Here is a 13,755-nt window from a genome sequence, read left to right on the forward strand (position 1 = left end):
GAACTCCCGTGCGCCTCGTCCCGACCCGTGTCGCCGCCGCCCTGCTGCTCGCCGGGGGCCTCACCGCCTGCGGCGCCGGGTCCGGCGACGGCGAGCCCACGTCGACCGGCACCGGCTCCTACCCGCTCACGATCGAGAACTGCGGGGCCGACGTCACCTTCGACGCGGCCCCCGAGCGGCTCGTGCTGCTCAAGAGCTCGGCCGTGCCCTACCTCCACGAGCTCGGCGTGATGGACCGGGTGACGGCACGCGCGGGGGCGTACCCCGAGGAGTACTACGACGACGAGACCCTCGCCGAGCTCGAGGACATCCCGCTGCTCACCGACCAGATGGACAGCAGCGGTCACCTGCAGATCTCCCAGGAGGTCGTCATCTCGCAGGAGCCCGACCTCGTCCTCGGCCAGGTGGACAACCTGTCCCGCGACACCCTCGGCGCGGTCGGCATCCCGCTGCTGGAGGAGCCCGCGCTCTGCGAGACCGGCGCGCCCAAGGCGTCGTTCGAGGACGTGTACGCCCAGCTCGAGGCGTACGGCCGGGTCTTCGGCCGCGACGCGGAGGCACAGGAGGCGATCGCCGACCTCGAGGCCGACCTCGCCGAGACCACCGCGGGGGTCGGCGACGGGACCGGCCGCACGGCAGCCGTGCTCTACCCGACGGTGGGCGGCGGCACGACGTATGCCTACGGCACCCTCAGCATGGCCCACCCCCAGCTCGAGGCGGCCGGCTTCGAGAACGCCTTCGGCGACGTCGACGAGCGCGTCTTCGAAGTCACCCTCGAGGAGCTCCTCGGCCGCGACCCCGACGTCCTCGTCTTGCTGCACAGCGAGGGCGAGCCCGGGCCCGTCGAGGACGCGATCGCCGGCCTGCCCGGGGCCGACGAGCTCACCGCGGTGCGCAACGGCGACGTGATGACGCAGCTCTTCAACTTCACCGAGCCGCCCAGCCCGCTGGCCTTCGAAGGCCTCGCGAGGATCGTGGAGCGGTTCGGACAGGGAGCGGGATCGTGATCACCGCGTCCGACCTGTCGTGGGCGTACGGCGGGGCGCGCGTCCTGGACGCCGTGTCGCTGGCGGCACCGCACGGGCGGGTGCTGGGCCTGATCGGGCCCAACGGCAGCGGGAAGACGACGCTGCTCCGCCTGCTCCACGGCGCGCTGTCCAGCCCGACCGGCGAGGTGCGGGTCGACGGTGACCGGCTGGCCGACCTCGGCGCCCGCGACGCGGCCCGTCGGGTCGCCGTCGTCGTCCAGGAGGCGGGCGGCGAGAACGCGATGACCGTCGCCGAGATGGTCCTCCTGGGGCGCGGTCCGCACCTGTCGACCTTCCAGCGGACCGGCCGCGACGACCACGCAGTGGCGGCGGACGCCCTGGCGCGGGTTGGTGCCGCGCACCTCGCACCCCGGTCGTACGCCGGGCTCTCGGGCGGCGAGCGGCAGCGGGTGCTGATCGCGCGGGCGCTGGCCCAGCAGGCGACCCACCTGCTGCTGGACGAGCCGACCAACCACCTCGACATCCGGTTCCAGCACGAGGTCCTCGGCCTGGTGGCCGGGCTCGCGCACGAGGCGCACCGGACGGTGGTGGTCGTCCTGCACGACCTCAACCTGGCCGCCCGCTACTGCGACGACCTCGTCCTGCTCGGCGACGGCGGGATCGTCGCCACCGGCGCCGTCGACGACGTGCTGCAGCCGGCCGTGCTCGAGCCGGTCTACGGCATCGGCGTCGAGCGGGTCGAGACCCACGGCGAGCTGCACCTGCTCTTCCGACCCCACGCCCTGATCCCCACGAGGAAGGACCTCACCGCATGACCGACCCGACCGCCTCCTTCCAGGCTTCGATCAACGAGTACTGGACCGAGCGCGCCCCGGACTACGACGCCTACCAGCAGCGTCCCGAGCGCCGCGACCTCGACGTGGAGGTGTGGGGCCGCATCTGGTCGGCCGCCCTTCCGCCGGCACCCGCCGACGTGCTCGACGTCGGCACGGGCAGCGGACACGTCGCGCGACTCGTCGCCTCCCTGGGGCACCGCGTCACCGGGATCGACCTCGCCGACGGGATGCTGGAGATCGCCCGGGAGCACGCCGCGCGCGACGCCCACCCGCCTCGCTTCCTGGCCGGTGACGCCGTCGCCCCGGACTTCCCCGAGGGGTCCTTCGACGCGGTGGTGGGGCGCTACGTGATGTGGACCCTGCGCGACCCCGAGGCCGCGGTCGCGAACTGGGTGCGCCTGCTGCGGCCCGGTGGCGTGGTCGTGATGGCGGACAGCACGTGGTTCACCGATGGATTCGGGAACCTGTACGGCGATCGGCCCGACGGTCACCTGCCGCTCGCCGACGCGCGCTCGATCGAGGAGGTCGCGGACGCGCTGCGCCGCGGCGGGCTCATCGACGTGACCGTCACGCCGCTCGACGACGTGCTCGAGCTCGACCGCACTCACGGCGTCGCGCCCGGCCACGACGTGCAGCTGCAGCACCTGCTCGTCGGGCGGCGCGGCTAGGCAGAGCTCGACGCCGTCCTCGACGGCCCGGCCACCGCGGTTGCCGGCTCGGGCTGGATCCGGGTCGGGCCGGTGTGGTCGACGAGGTGGGTCACGCCGCGGGGCGTGCGCCAGAGGTGGCGCCCCTTCCGGTTCCTCGCGGAGTGCGGTCCTGGTGACGTACCTGGTACGTCAGCAAGACCGCAATGGCCGCGGAGAAGTCGCACGCCCGGCGCGGCCAGCCCCTACCGCGCCCGCCCCGTCGGCGTGCAGGCCTGCTTGGGCACCGACTCGTCGTTCCGGATCGCCTTGAACAGCGCGGGCGCCCGGTCGGGGTCGGCGATGATCCGGTTGGGGTCGCTGGGAGCCGGGAGGTTGGGCATCGTGCAGGTCTGGCTCTCGCCGGTCATGGCCAGCGCGAAGCGACCCAGGTCGAGGGGGTTCATGTCCTCGTCGATGCGGATGGCGCCGGTCGCGGCGTCGTTGATCTGCCAGTAGCGGACCGGGTTCACGAAGGTCCACGGGGACAGCGCCTCGTCGCCGATCGCGCTGATCACCTCGCGCTGGCGGGCGACCCGGTCGAGGTCGCTCAGCGCGGTGACGTGTCGCGAGCGGGAGTACGCCAGCGCGGTGATGCCGTCGACCTCCTGGCAGCCCTTCGTGATGTCGAGGCGGGCGAGCGGGTCCTTCATGTCCTGCGTCGGGCAGATCTCCACGCCGCCGAAGGCGTCGACGGTGTTGATGACGCTGCCGAAGCCGAGCTCGACGTAGTGGTCGATGTGGATGCCGGTCAGCGCCTCCACCCGCTGCACCAGCAGCGGCGCCCCGCCGCTCGCGAAGGCCGCGTTGATCATCTGGGCGCCGCCGTCGGGGACCTCGACGAGGGTGTCGCGGGGGATCGACATCATCGTGCGGCCGCCGGAGCCGGTGTGCAGCACGATGATGGTGTCGGTGTTGGTGCCCCCGCGCTCCGGGGTGTCGAGCACCTCGCGCTGCTCGTCGGTGAGGTCGTCGGCCTTGTCCGAGCCGACGATCAGGTAGTTGGTGCCCGGCTGGTCGTCGGGACGGTTGCCGTCGGGGGCCGCGTCGACCTTGTCGATCTTGGTCCAGTGGTAGAGCGGGACGCCGATCAGGTAGACGAGGACCAGCAGGAGCAGCAGCGGGATGAACCCCAGCCGGAACCGACGCCGCTTCCTGGGCCGCGACGGGGGTGAGGAGGCGGGCGCGGCAGGCGTACGCCCGCGTCCGGGCGGCGTGGCACCGGCGCCGGCAGCGGACCCGCGGGCCTCACGGCGCGCCACCGGCATCACCCGGGTCTCGTCCGGGCCGGCCGACTGCGCCTCGACGCGCTGGGTGGCGTCGCTCGACGGGGCCTTCGACCGGCTCCCGTAGAGCCAGTCGTACTCGGGCGTTCCCTTCTCGGGCATCCCGGAGCCCTGCGGACGATCAGCCATGACGAGGGACGCTACCGTGCCGACCATGACGGATCCGCGTCCCACGTCGTACAGCCGGGTGAGCCTCGGGATCATGGCCCACTCCAGCGAGGCGAACCTCCTCGGCAACGTGCACGGTGGTGAGATCATGAAGCTCGCCGACTCGACCGCGGGCGCGGTCGCGCACCGGCACAGCGGGGGACCGGCGGTCACGGCCGCGATGGACGAGATGACCTTCCTCGCCCCGGTCCACGTCGGCGACATCATCAAGACCTACGCCCAGGTCAACTGGGCCGGTACGTCGTCGATGGAGATCGGTGTCCGGGTCGAGGCGCAGCCGTGGGGCAACGCCTCCGACGAGCCGGTGCACGTCGCGAGCGCCTACTTCGTGTTCGTCGCCATCGACGACGAGGGCCGGCCTCGGCCCGTACCGCCGCTGGAGACCGAGACGCCGGGGGACGTACGCCGTCAGCGCGAGGCCGAGATCCGGCGCGCGCACCGGCTCGCCCGCAAGGCCGAGATCGACCAGGGCCGCGAGGAGTGAGGGACTGGCGCCACGTCCGGACCGAGCGGCTGTGGCTGGACGAGCCGGTCGACGGCGATGCGGACGACCTGTTCGCGATCCACCACGATCCCGCCTCGTGGGTGCACTTCCCGTCGGGGCGGGTCACCGATCCGGCCGCCGGTCCGGTGATGGTGTCGGCGAGCCGACGTCGCTTCGAGCGGGACGGGCTGGCGTACTGGTCCGTGCGCGACGAGGCGGGGGGACCGGTGGTTGGGCGCGGCGGGTGCATGGGGCCGGACGACGGGCCCTGGTGGAACCTCTACTACCGCCTCGACCAGCGGGTCGTCGGGCGCGGGTACGCGACGGAGATGGGCGCGGTCGCCCTCGAGGCGGCACACGACGTCGAGCCCGGCCGCCCGGTCCTCGCCTACCTCCTCGAGCACAACGTCGGCTCCCGGCGTACTGCGGAGAGGCTCGGCCTCCGCCTGGTGTGGCGCGGTCCGGACGCCGGCAACGACGACCCGGCCGCCGTCCGGCTCGTCTACCTCGACCGCGAGCCGGACGACGCGCTGGTCACCGCGATGGCCGACCGGGGGATGCCGGCGACGGGACTCGTGGGCTGACCTGCCGTCCACGGCGCGTCGTGTACGGCTGGGACGCGTGTGACTGGTGATACTGGGCGGGCTGACTTCCCCCAGCAGAAAGGCCCGTCGATGCCTGCCGTCCCGCCCCCCGGGTCGCACCAGCCGCGGTTCACCACGCTCCACCGCGCCCAGCGCGTCCGGTTCCGTCGCGCGGTGACGCTGATGCTGATGACCCTCGTCGTCCCCGGCTCGGCCCAGCTCGTCTCGGGCAACCGCCGGGTCGGCCGGATCGCGCTGTGGACCTGGCTCGTGCTGGTCGTCGGCGGCGTGCTGGCGGTCGTGACGGCGTACTTCTGGCACGGCCTGGCCTTCAAGGCAGGCACCGACACGTTCTTCCTGCAGCTGCTCCGCCTCGGGCTGATGCTCCTCGCGGTCGGCTGGGCCTACCTCTTCGTCGACGCCTGGCGGCTCGGCCAGCCCCTCACGCTGCAGCGCCAGCACCGGCTGGCCGTCGTCGGCGTGAACGGCGTGCTGTGCTTCAGCGTCGCCGGCGCCCTGCTCTTCGGTGCCCACGTCGTCGGCGTCCAGCGCGACTTCATGATCACGATGTTCGGCGACGGTGCCGCGTCGGGCTCCACCCACGGGCGCTACAACATCCTCCTCATGGGAGGGGACGCGGGCGCCGGCCGCTGGGGCCTGCGCCCCGACTCGATGACGGTGGCGAGCATCGACGAGGAGACCGGCAAGACGGTCCTCATCTCGCTTCCCCGCAACATGCAGAACTTCCCCTTCGCCGAGGGCTCGGTGATGGACGAGCAGTTCCCGGACGGGTTCGACGAGGAGGGGATGTACCTCAACGGCCTCGCCACCTGGGCGCTCGACCACGCCGACCTGTTCGAGGGCTCGAAGAACCCGGGCGTCGACGCGACGGTCATGGGCGTCGAGGGGATCACCGGCCTCGACATCAACTACTGGGCGATGGTCAACCTCGAGGGTTTCAAGGACCTCGTCGACGCGGTCGGTGGCGTCGAGCTCAACGTCCGCCAGCGGATCCCGGTCGGCCTGCCGTCGGACTCCTTCTTCCGCTACATCGAGCCCGGCAAGCGCACCCTCAACGGCATGGACACCCTGTGGTTCGCGCGGGCCCGCCACGACTCCGACGACTACTCGCGCATGGCCCGGCAGAAGTGCGTGATGAGCGCGATGCTGCAGCAGGTCAGCCCCCAGGTGGCGCTGCGGAACTTCGAGAAGATCGCCGGCGCGAGCTCGGCGATGGTCTCGACCGACGTGCCGCGCAGCGAGGTCGACCGCTTCGTCGACCTCGCCCTCAAGGCCAAGAGCCAGAAGATCGCCACGCTCTCGCTCGTGCCGCCCATGATCAACACGGCGAACCCCGACATCGACCTGGTCCACGCCAAGGTGCAGGCCGCCATCGCGAAGGCCGAGGGCCGCACGCCGGCGACCGAGCAGCCCGCCGACACCGCCGAGGCGGCGGCACCCGAGACGGATGCCGCCACCGACGCCGGGACCGACGCCGAGACCGACGCGGCGACCGACGCCGGGGGCGGCGACACCGCCGCGACCCCGTCGAGCCCGACCACCCCCTCGGCGCCCACGCCCAGCCAGCCGCCCGCGGTCACCGGCGGGTCCGTCGGGTCGCTGTCCACGGGCTACGCCGCCAACCAGTCGGAGGACCTCGGCGCGGTTTGCTGAGCGCCGCGGCCTCGCCCCTAGTGTGTACGCCGTGACCACCGGACCGCTGCCCCGCATCGTCGCGGTCGTGGTCACCTTCAACCGGCTGGCGCTGCTCGAGAAGCTCGTCGCCCGTCTCGGCGAGATCGAGGGCCTGGCCGAGGTGCTGGTCGTGGACAACGCGTCCTCCGACGGCACGGGTGCGTGGCTCGCCGCCCGACCCACGACCGGCGAGATCCCGCTGAGCGCCAGGACCCTGCCGACCAACCGCGGCGGCGCCGGCGGCTTCCACGACGGGCTGGCCTGGGCGATCGACCGCGAGGCCGACCTCGTCTGGCTCATGGACGACGACGGCCTGCCCGACGTCGACTGCCTCGACAAGCTCCTGCTCGAGACCGACAACCTCGACTTCTGGGGCCCGCTGGTCGTCGACGAGGCCGACCCCGGCCGGTTGGTCTTCCCGATCCGGCTGCCCGGCGGGGCCCGCGTCGTGCACGCCGTGGAGGACGTCCGGCGGGCCGCGAAGCAGGACCGCATCGACGGGATCGTCATCCCCTTCAACGGCGTCCTGGTCACCAAGGAGCTCGTCGACCGGATCGGCCTGCCCCGCGAGGAGTTCTTCATCTGGGGCGACGACCACGAGTACCGCCTCCGGGCCGAGGAGGCCGGCGCGCGGGTGGCCACGGTCGTCACCGCGACCGTCCGGCACCCCAGCGTGGGCAACCTCGGCACGCCGATGATGTTCGGCCGGACGACCTACAACGACTCGCCGAGCGACCTCAAGCACTACTGCATGGCGCGCAACAACCTGGTCAACCTGCGCGACTACCGCGGTCCGCTCCACGCGCTGGCCTTCGTGGTCAAGACCGCCTGGTTCTACACCTTCACCCGCCCGAGCCTGTCGCGCCTGCGGCTGAGCATCGGCGCCATGCGGGCCGGGATCGCCGGCGACTTCGACGGCCACCGGAGGTTCCTGTCGTGACCGGCCCGACCGCCCCCCGGGAGTCGGTGGCGGTCGTCGTGGTCACCTTCAACCGCGCCGACCTGCTCACCCGGCTCCTCGACGGCCTGGCGGCGCAGACGTGGCGTCCCGACGCTGTGATCGTGGTCGACAACGCCAGCACCGACCACACCCGCGAGGTGCTCGAGACGCGCACCGACCTCCCGCTGCACGTCACGTGGAGCGAGGACAACCTCGGTGGCGCGGGCGGCTTCCACCTCGGCGTGCGGGCGGCGTACGACGGTGGCTGGGACCGCGTCTGGCTGGTCGACGACGACGTCGTCCCGGCGCCGGACTGCCTCGAGCACCTGATGGCCGTCGACGAGGACTGCCTGACGTCGGTCCGTGAGGACCTCTCCGGGACGCTGGTGGAGAAGGCCGCGATCGACTTCGACTTGCACAACCCGCTCGCGATCCGCCCCAAGCGCTCGGCGGTCGACACGGTCTACCCCGACCGTGCCTCCATGCCCGGGCTCGTCGAGGTGCACAACGTCGCCTTCGAGGGCTTCATGGCCCGCCGTCGCGTCGTGCAGGAGATCGGCTTTCCCGACCCCTCCTTCTTCATCTTCTACGACGACGCCGAGTACGCCGTGCGCGCCCGCCGCGCCGGCCACCGCATCTGGGCGGTGCGCGACGCCCTGCTCGTGCGCCAGCTCGACTTCAACCAGCAGCACGACCTCGCCGGGTGGAAGGGCTTCTTCATGTACCGCAACCTCTTCGTGGTGCACCTGCGCCACGGGGAGAACGCGCTCGTACGGCTCAAGCCCTGGCTCATCACGGCCGTGGTGGTCCTCCTCAGCCCCCTCCGGGGCGGCCGCGCCGAGGCCAGCAACGTGATCCGGGCCATGGCGTCGGCCCGGGGCATGCGCCGCCTGACCGAATCGGCCGCGCCCCCTCGTTAGACTCAGTCCGCGTTTCTCATCCAAGGAGTTCATCCCTTGTCCCAGGGCCCCACGAACGACACAGAGCAGCTCCCCGACCTCGTCATCGTCGGCGCCGGGCTGTTCGGTCTCACGATCGCCGAGCGGTGCGCCGAGGAGCTCGGCCTCCGCGTGCTCATCCTCGAGCGGCGCCACCACCTCGGCGGCAACGCCTACTCCGAGCGCGACCCCGCGACCAACGTCGAGGTCCACAAGTACGGCGCGCACCTGTTCCACACCTCCAACGAGCGGGTGTGGGAGTACGCCAACCGGTTCACGTCGTTCACCGACTACCGGCACCGCGTCTTCGGCAAGTACCAGGGGCAGGTCTACTCGCTCCCGATGAACCTCGCGCTCATCAACCAGTTCTTCGGCAGGTCGCACACGCCCGACGAGGCGCGCGCGCTGATCGCCGAGCAGTCGAGCGAGATCGCGACCGAGGACGCCTCGAACCTCGAGGAGAAGGCGATCAGCCTCATCGGCCGCCCCCTCTACGAGGCGTTCATCAAGGGCTACACCGCCAAGCAGTGGCAGACCGACCCCACCGAGCTGAGCGCCGACATCATCACCCGGCTCCCGGTGCGCTACACCTTCGAGAACGGCTGGTTCAGCGACACCTACGAGGGCCTGCCCGTCGACGGCTACACCGCGTGGCTGACCAAGATGGCCGACCACCCGAACATCGAGGTCCGCCTCGAGACCGACTTCTTCGCGGTCGCCGACGACTACAAGGGCAAGGTCCCGATCGTCTACACCGGCCCGGTCGACGAGTACTTCGGCAACTCCGAGGGCCGGCTGTCGTGGCGCACCGTGGACCTCGAGGAGAGCGTCGTCGACACCGACGACTTCCAGGGCACCGGCGTCGTCAACTACAACGACCAGGACGTCCCCTTCACGCGCATCATCGAGTTCAAGCACTTCCACCCCGAGCGCGAGAAGACCCACCTGCCCGGCAAGAGCGTGATCGTCCACGAGTACAGCCGCTTCGCCGAGGAGGGCGACGAGCCCTACTACCCGGTCAACACCGCCGAGGACCGCGCGAAGCTGCTCAAGTACCGCGAGCTCGCCAACGCCGAGCCGATGGTCCTCTTCGGCGGGCGCCTGGGCACCTACAAGTACCTCGACATGCACATGGCGATCGGTTCCGCGCTGTCGATGTACGACAACAAGCTCAAGCCGCACTTCACCGAGGGTGCCGAGCTGAAGAGCGGAGGCATCGAGGCATGACCACGACCACCACCAACGCCAGCGACACGAGCATCGGCACGGTGACGCGACTGCTGCAGCGGCAGATCCTGCCGATCGACCGCGACACCGACGTCTTCGCGCTGTACGTCGACCTCGAGGAGGCCAAGCTCGACACCGACCGCGACGCGGTCGGCGGCGACAAGGCGGCCAAGGACCTCAACAACGCGGCGATCCGCCAGTCCACCTCGACGGGCCGCAAGCTGCACCCCGACCAGATCCGCTCGCGCACCGCGCTGCGGCTCGAGCCGTCGCAGACGCTCTCCTTCGGCACCTACTTCAACGCCTTCCCGGCGTCGTACTGGCGCCGCCACACCGTGGTCGACGACGTCGAGCTCTCCGTCTCCGTCTCGGGCGCCGGGGCGACGGTGACGGTCTACAAGTCGATGGCGCGCGGCCACGCGCAGCGCGTCGACGCAGCGACGGTCGAGGGCGACTGCGGCACGTTCACGTTCGCGCTGTCGCTCAAGCCGTTCGTCGACGGCGGGTGGTACTGGTACGACGTCGTCGCCGGTGACGACGGCGCCACCGTCGAGTCCGCCGAGTGGACCGCCCAGGTCCCGGCCGACCGCGCCGAGCACGGCACCGTCGACGTCTGCATCACCACGATGCTGCCCGACATGAGCGCCCAGCTGCTCGGCCAGCTCGGCGACGCGGAGGAGCTCGCGCCCTACCTGGACACCGTCTTCGTAATGGATCAGGGCAAGGACAAGGTCGTCGACAGCGAGTACTTCCCGGCCGCGAAGGCGGGCCTGGGCGACACGCTGCGCGTCATCCCGCAGGGCAATCTCGGCGGATCCGGCGGGTACGCCCGCGGCCAGCTCGAGAGCGTGCGCAAGGGCACGGCGACGTACGCGATGATGATGGACGACGACGTCGTCTGCGAGCCCGAGGGCATCATCCGCGCCGTCACGTTCGGCGACCTGGCCAAGCGGCCGACCATCGTCGGCGGCCACATGTTCAACCTCTACAGCCGCTCGGAGCTGCACTCCTTCGGCGAGATCGTCCAGCCGTGGCGCTTCTGGTGGCAGACCCGGCTCGACGGCTACAGCCAGTGGGACTTCGCCGCCCGCAACCTGCGCTCGTCGCGCTGGCTGCACAAGCGCGCCGACGTCGACTTCAACGGCTGGTTCATGTGCCTGATCCCGCGGGTCGTGCTCGAGGAGGTCGGCCTGTCGCTGCCGGTCTTCATCAAGTGGGACGACTCGGAGTTCGGCCTGCGCGCCAAGGCCGCCGGCTACCCGACCGTGTCCTTCCCCGGAGCAGCCGTGTGGCACGTGCCGTGGACCGACAAGAACGACGGCCTGGACTGGCAGTCCTACTTCCACCAGCGCAACCGGTTCATCGCGGCGCTGCTGCACTCGCCCTACGAGCGCGGCGGCCGGATGGTGCGCGAGAGCCTCAACCACCAGGTCAAGCACCTCGCGTCGCTGCAGTACTCCACCGCGGAGCTGCGCCACCTCGCGCTGGAGGACGTGCTGCGCGGCCCGCAGGCCCTGCACGGGGAGCTCGCGACGAAGCTCGCCGACATCAACGCCTTCCGCAAGCAGTGGTCCGACGCGCAGCTGCACACCGACCGCGACGACCTGCCGCCGGTGCGCCGCAAGAAGCCGCCCAAGAAGGGCAAGTCCGACATCGAGATCCCCGGCCGCAAGGCCACCCTCGTCGCGGCCGCCCTCGCGCCGCTGCGGCAGCTGCGTCCGGTGCGCGACATGTCCGGCGACTACCCGGAGACCGAGCTCACCGCGATGGACGCCAAGTGGTGGAACCTCGTCAAGTACGACTCGGCCGTGGTCTCGATGAACGACGGCACGTCGGTGGCGCTCTACAAGCGTGACCCCGCGCACTACCGCGACCTGCTCAAGCGGACCGTGGACATCCACCGGCGCTTCCACCGCGAGTGGCCCGAGCTGGCCCGTCAGTACCGCGAGGCCCTGGGCGAGATCACCTCGCCCGAGGCGTGGGAGAGGACCTTCGCGCCGTGGACCGACGACGAGGCGGCCGGCTCGTCGAAGGGGGAGGGGTGAGCCAGGCGGGCGACACCCGCCCGGTCGAGGTACGCCACGACCTGGCACACGTGCCGCTGACGCCCCCCTCGCGCACGTCGGGCGTCCTCGAGGTCTTCCGCCGCCGCTACCTGCTGCGGCTCATGGTGCGCCGCGAGATCCAGGCCCGCTACGCGGGCACGGCGTTCGGGCTCCTCTGGTCCTACATCAACCCGTTCACCCGGTTCCTGACCTTCTACGTCGTCTTCGGCCTCCTGCTCGGACGAGGGCTCGGCATCCAGAACTTCGCCATCCACCTCTTCGCCGGCATGGTGCTGGTCAACTACTTCACCGAGACGGTCACCGCGGGCACCCGGTCCCTGCTGTCCAACAAGGGCGTCATCGGCAAGATGGCGTTGCCGCGCGAGATGTTCCCGGTCGCGTCGATGCTGGTGTCGCTGTGGCACGCGATCCCGCAGCTCATCATCCTCGTCATCGCCTGCGTCGTGACCGGCGTGTGGGGGGACGGGCCGTTGTGGGTGCCCGATGCCGTCGGCATGGGCGCGGCCCTGCTCGGCTTCCTGCTGATCATGGTCTACGGCACCGCGTTCGGGCTGATGTTCTCGTGCATCAACGTGATCTTCCGCGACTTCCAGCGCATCGTGCAGACCTTCATCAACATGGTCCCGTTCACGACGCCGATGATGTACCCGTACTGGATCACCTTCGACCGGTTCCCGGCGTTCTGGCACGAGGTCTACCTCGCGAACCCGGTCGCCGAGGCCGTCCAGCTCATCCAGCGCGGCTTCTGGTACCCCACGTGCGAGGGACCGTGCGCGGTCTGGCCCAATCCCAACGGCGACGGCACCCTGGTGCCGGCGCCCGAGTTCGCCGACCACCTCTACACCCGCGGCTTCATCATGCTCGCGGTCGGGCTGGTGCTGCTGGTCGTCGGCCAGTGGATGTTCGCGCGGCTCGAGAAGTCGATCCCGGAGCGCCTCTGATGACGACCTCGATCGTGGTGGACGACGTCAGCAAGACGTTCCGCTACCAGTACCACCGCACGCTCAAGCAGGTGCTGCGCCCGTCGCGGCGTACGCGCGAGGCCGCCGACCCGGACGGGGGCCCGCCGACGGACGGCACCTTCAAGGCGCTCGACGGGGTGTCGTTCGAGGTGCAGCAGGGCGAGTCGATCGGCCTGATGGGCCTGAACGGGTCGGGCAAGTCCACGCTGCTCAAGCTCGTCAGCGGCGTGATGCGCCCCGACGAGGGCCGGGTCCTCACCCGCGGTCGCATCTCCGGCCTCATCGCCACCGGGGCCGGGTTCCACAACGAGCTCACCGGTCGCGACAACATCTACATGAACGCCGCGATGCTCGGCATGTCGAAGGAGGAGACGGACGCCAAGTTCGACGACATCGCCGCCTTCGCCGACGTCGGCCGCTTCCTCGACACCCCGGTCGGCAACTACTCCTCCGGCATGTTCGCGCGGCTGGGGTTCTCGGTCGCCGTGCACGTCGACTGCGACATCTTCATCGCCGACGAGGTCCTCGCGGTGGGGGACCGGCCCTTCAAGCGCAAGTGCCTCAAGCGCATGAAGGAGATCCGCGAGTCCGGGATCACGATGTTCTACGTCAGCCACTCCGCCGGCTCGGTGAAGCGGATGTGCGACCGCGCGATCGTCCTCGAGAAGGGACGCGTCGGCTTCGACGGCGACGTCGAGGAGGCCATCAAGTTCCTCCACTACGACGGCGAGGACGAGGAGCCGGACGCCGAGGAGGACGAGCGCGACGACGCGCTCGCCAACGACATCTGAGACGCACAGCCGCTACTCTTCTCAGAATTACACCGATGTAACGGCGTGTCGACTGGAAATTACAGTGTTGTAGTTACTCAGAAACTCTTCCGTGACTGGTGTG

At 70.7% G+C, this 13,755-nt stretch carries 13 protein-coding genes; 12 read left to right on the top strand and 1 reads right to left on the bottom strand.

Translation table 11 applies throughout. From position 1 onward, the window contains the following. The first annotated feature begins 8 nt into the window (after positions 1-8). The 3 genes from F4692_RS12760 to F4692_RS12770 are packed head-to-tail and all read left to right on the top strand — an operon-like array spanning position 9 to position 2,493. Positions 9-1,007 (top strand): ABC transporter substrate-binding protein, encoded by a 999-nt coding sequence (locus F4692_RS12760; RefSeq protein WP_179619993.1) that lies wholly within the window; start codon positions 9-11, stop codon positions 1,005-1,007. Then, positions 1,004-1,804: an ABC transporter ATP-binding protein gene (locus F4692_RS12765; protein ID WP_179619994.1), complete on the top strand. Its 801-nt coding sequence runs from the start codon at positions 1,004-1,006 to the stop codon at positions 1,802-1,804. Before F4692_RS12760 ends, F4692_RS12765 begins: the two co-directional genes overlap by 4 nt. Beyond that, complete coding sequence (locus F4692_RS12770) at positions 1,801-2,493, top strand: class I SAM-dependent methyltransferase (RefSeq protein ID WP_179619995.1); 693 nt, start codon at positions 1,801-1,803, stop codon at positions 2,491-2,493. Before F4692_RS12765 ends, F4692_RS12770 begins: the two co-directional genes overlap by 4 nt. Positions 2,494-2,717: 224 nt before the next feature. Here F4692_RS12770 and F4692_RS12775 read toward each other — a convergent pair whose 3' ends face one another. Further along, positions 2,718-3,926, bottom strand: coding sequence for an LCP family protein (locus F4692_RS12775; protein WP_179619996.1), 1,209 nt, complete (start codon positions 3,924-3,926; stop codon positions 2,718-2,720). A gap of 25 nt (positions 3,927-3,951) precedes the next feature. On the opposite strand from F4692_RS12775, the gene F4692_RS12780 reads away from it, so the two are divergent. From F4692_RS12780 to F4692_RS12820, 9 genes are all read left to right on the top strand, one after another. Next, positions 3,952-4,449 (top strand): acyl-CoA thioesterase, encoded by a 498-nt coding sequence (locus F4692_RS12780; protein ID WP_179619997.1) that lies wholly within the window; start codon positions 3,952-3,954, stop codon positions 4,447-4,449. Next, positions 4,446-5,033 carry a GNAT family N-acetyltransferase gene (locus F4692_RS12785; RefSeq protein ID WP_179619998.1) on the top strand — a complete coding sequence of 196 codons (588 nt, stop codon included), beginning with the start codon at positions 4,446-4,448 and terminating at the stop codon, positions 5,031-5,033. Before F4692_RS12780 ends, F4692_RS12785 begins: the two co-directional genes overlap by 4 nt. A 90-nt stretch (positions 5,034-5,123) precedes the next feature. Further along, positions 5,124-6,707 carry an LCP family protein gene (locus F4692_RS12790; protein ID WP_179619999.1) on the top strand — a complete coding sequence of 528 codons (1,584 nt, stop codon included), beginning with the start codon at positions 5,124-5,126 and terminating at the stop codon, positions 6,705-6,707. 31 nt (positions 6,708-6,738) lie between these two features. Then, positions 6,739-7,668 carry a glycosyltransferase family 2 protein gene (locus tag F4692_RS12795; protein ID WP_308645289.1) on the top strand — a complete coding sequence of 310 codons (930 nt, stop codon included), beginning with the start codon at positions 6,739-6,741 and terminating at the stop codon, positions 7,666-7,668. After that, a complete protein-coding gene (locus tag F4692_RS12800; protein ID WP_179620000.1) occupies positions 7,665-8,588 on the top strand; it encodes a glycosyltransferase family 2 protein in 924 nt (307 codons plus the stop codon). Before F4692_RS12795 ends, F4692_RS12800 begins: the two co-directional genes overlap by 4 nt. 36 nt (positions 8,589-8,624) lie before the next feature. Further along, entirely contained in the window at positions 8,625-9,833 is a 1,209-nt protein-coding gene (glf, locus tag F4692_RS12805; RefSeq protein ID WP_179620001.1) for a UDP-galactopyranose mutase, read from the top strand. Then, positions 9,830-11,878: a glycosyltransferase gene (locus F4692_RS12810; protein ID WP_179620002.1), complete on the top strand. Its 2,049-nt coding sequence runs from the start codon at positions 9,830-9,832 to the stop codon at positions 11,876-11,878. The genes glf and F4692_RS12810 overlap by 4 nt, the downstream gene beginning before the upstream one ends. After that, the gene (locus F4692_RS12815) at positions 11,875-12,840 is read left to right on the top strand and encodes an ABC transporter permease (protein ID WP_179620003.1); all 966 of its coding nucleotides are present in this window, start codon (positions 11,875-11,877) and stop codon (positions 12,838-12,840) included. The genes F4692_RS12810 and F4692_RS12815 overlap by 4 nt, the downstream gene beginning before the upstream one ends. After that, a complete protein-coding gene (locus tag F4692_RS12820; protein WP_179620004.1) occupies positions 12,840-13,652 on the top strand; it encodes an ABC transporter ATP-binding protein in 813 nt (270 codons plus the stop codon). The genes F4692_RS12815 and F4692_RS12820 overlap by 1 nt, the downstream gene beginning before the upstream one ends. The last annotated feature ends 103 nt before the right edge of the window (positions 13,653-13,755 follow it).

Origin of the sequence: Nocardioides cavernae (assembly GCF_013410035.1) — a bacterium.
In the GTDB taxonomy this organism is placed as follows: Bacteria; Actinomycetota; Actinomycetes; order Propionibacteriales; family Nocardioidaceae; genus Nocardioides; species Nocardioides cavernae_A.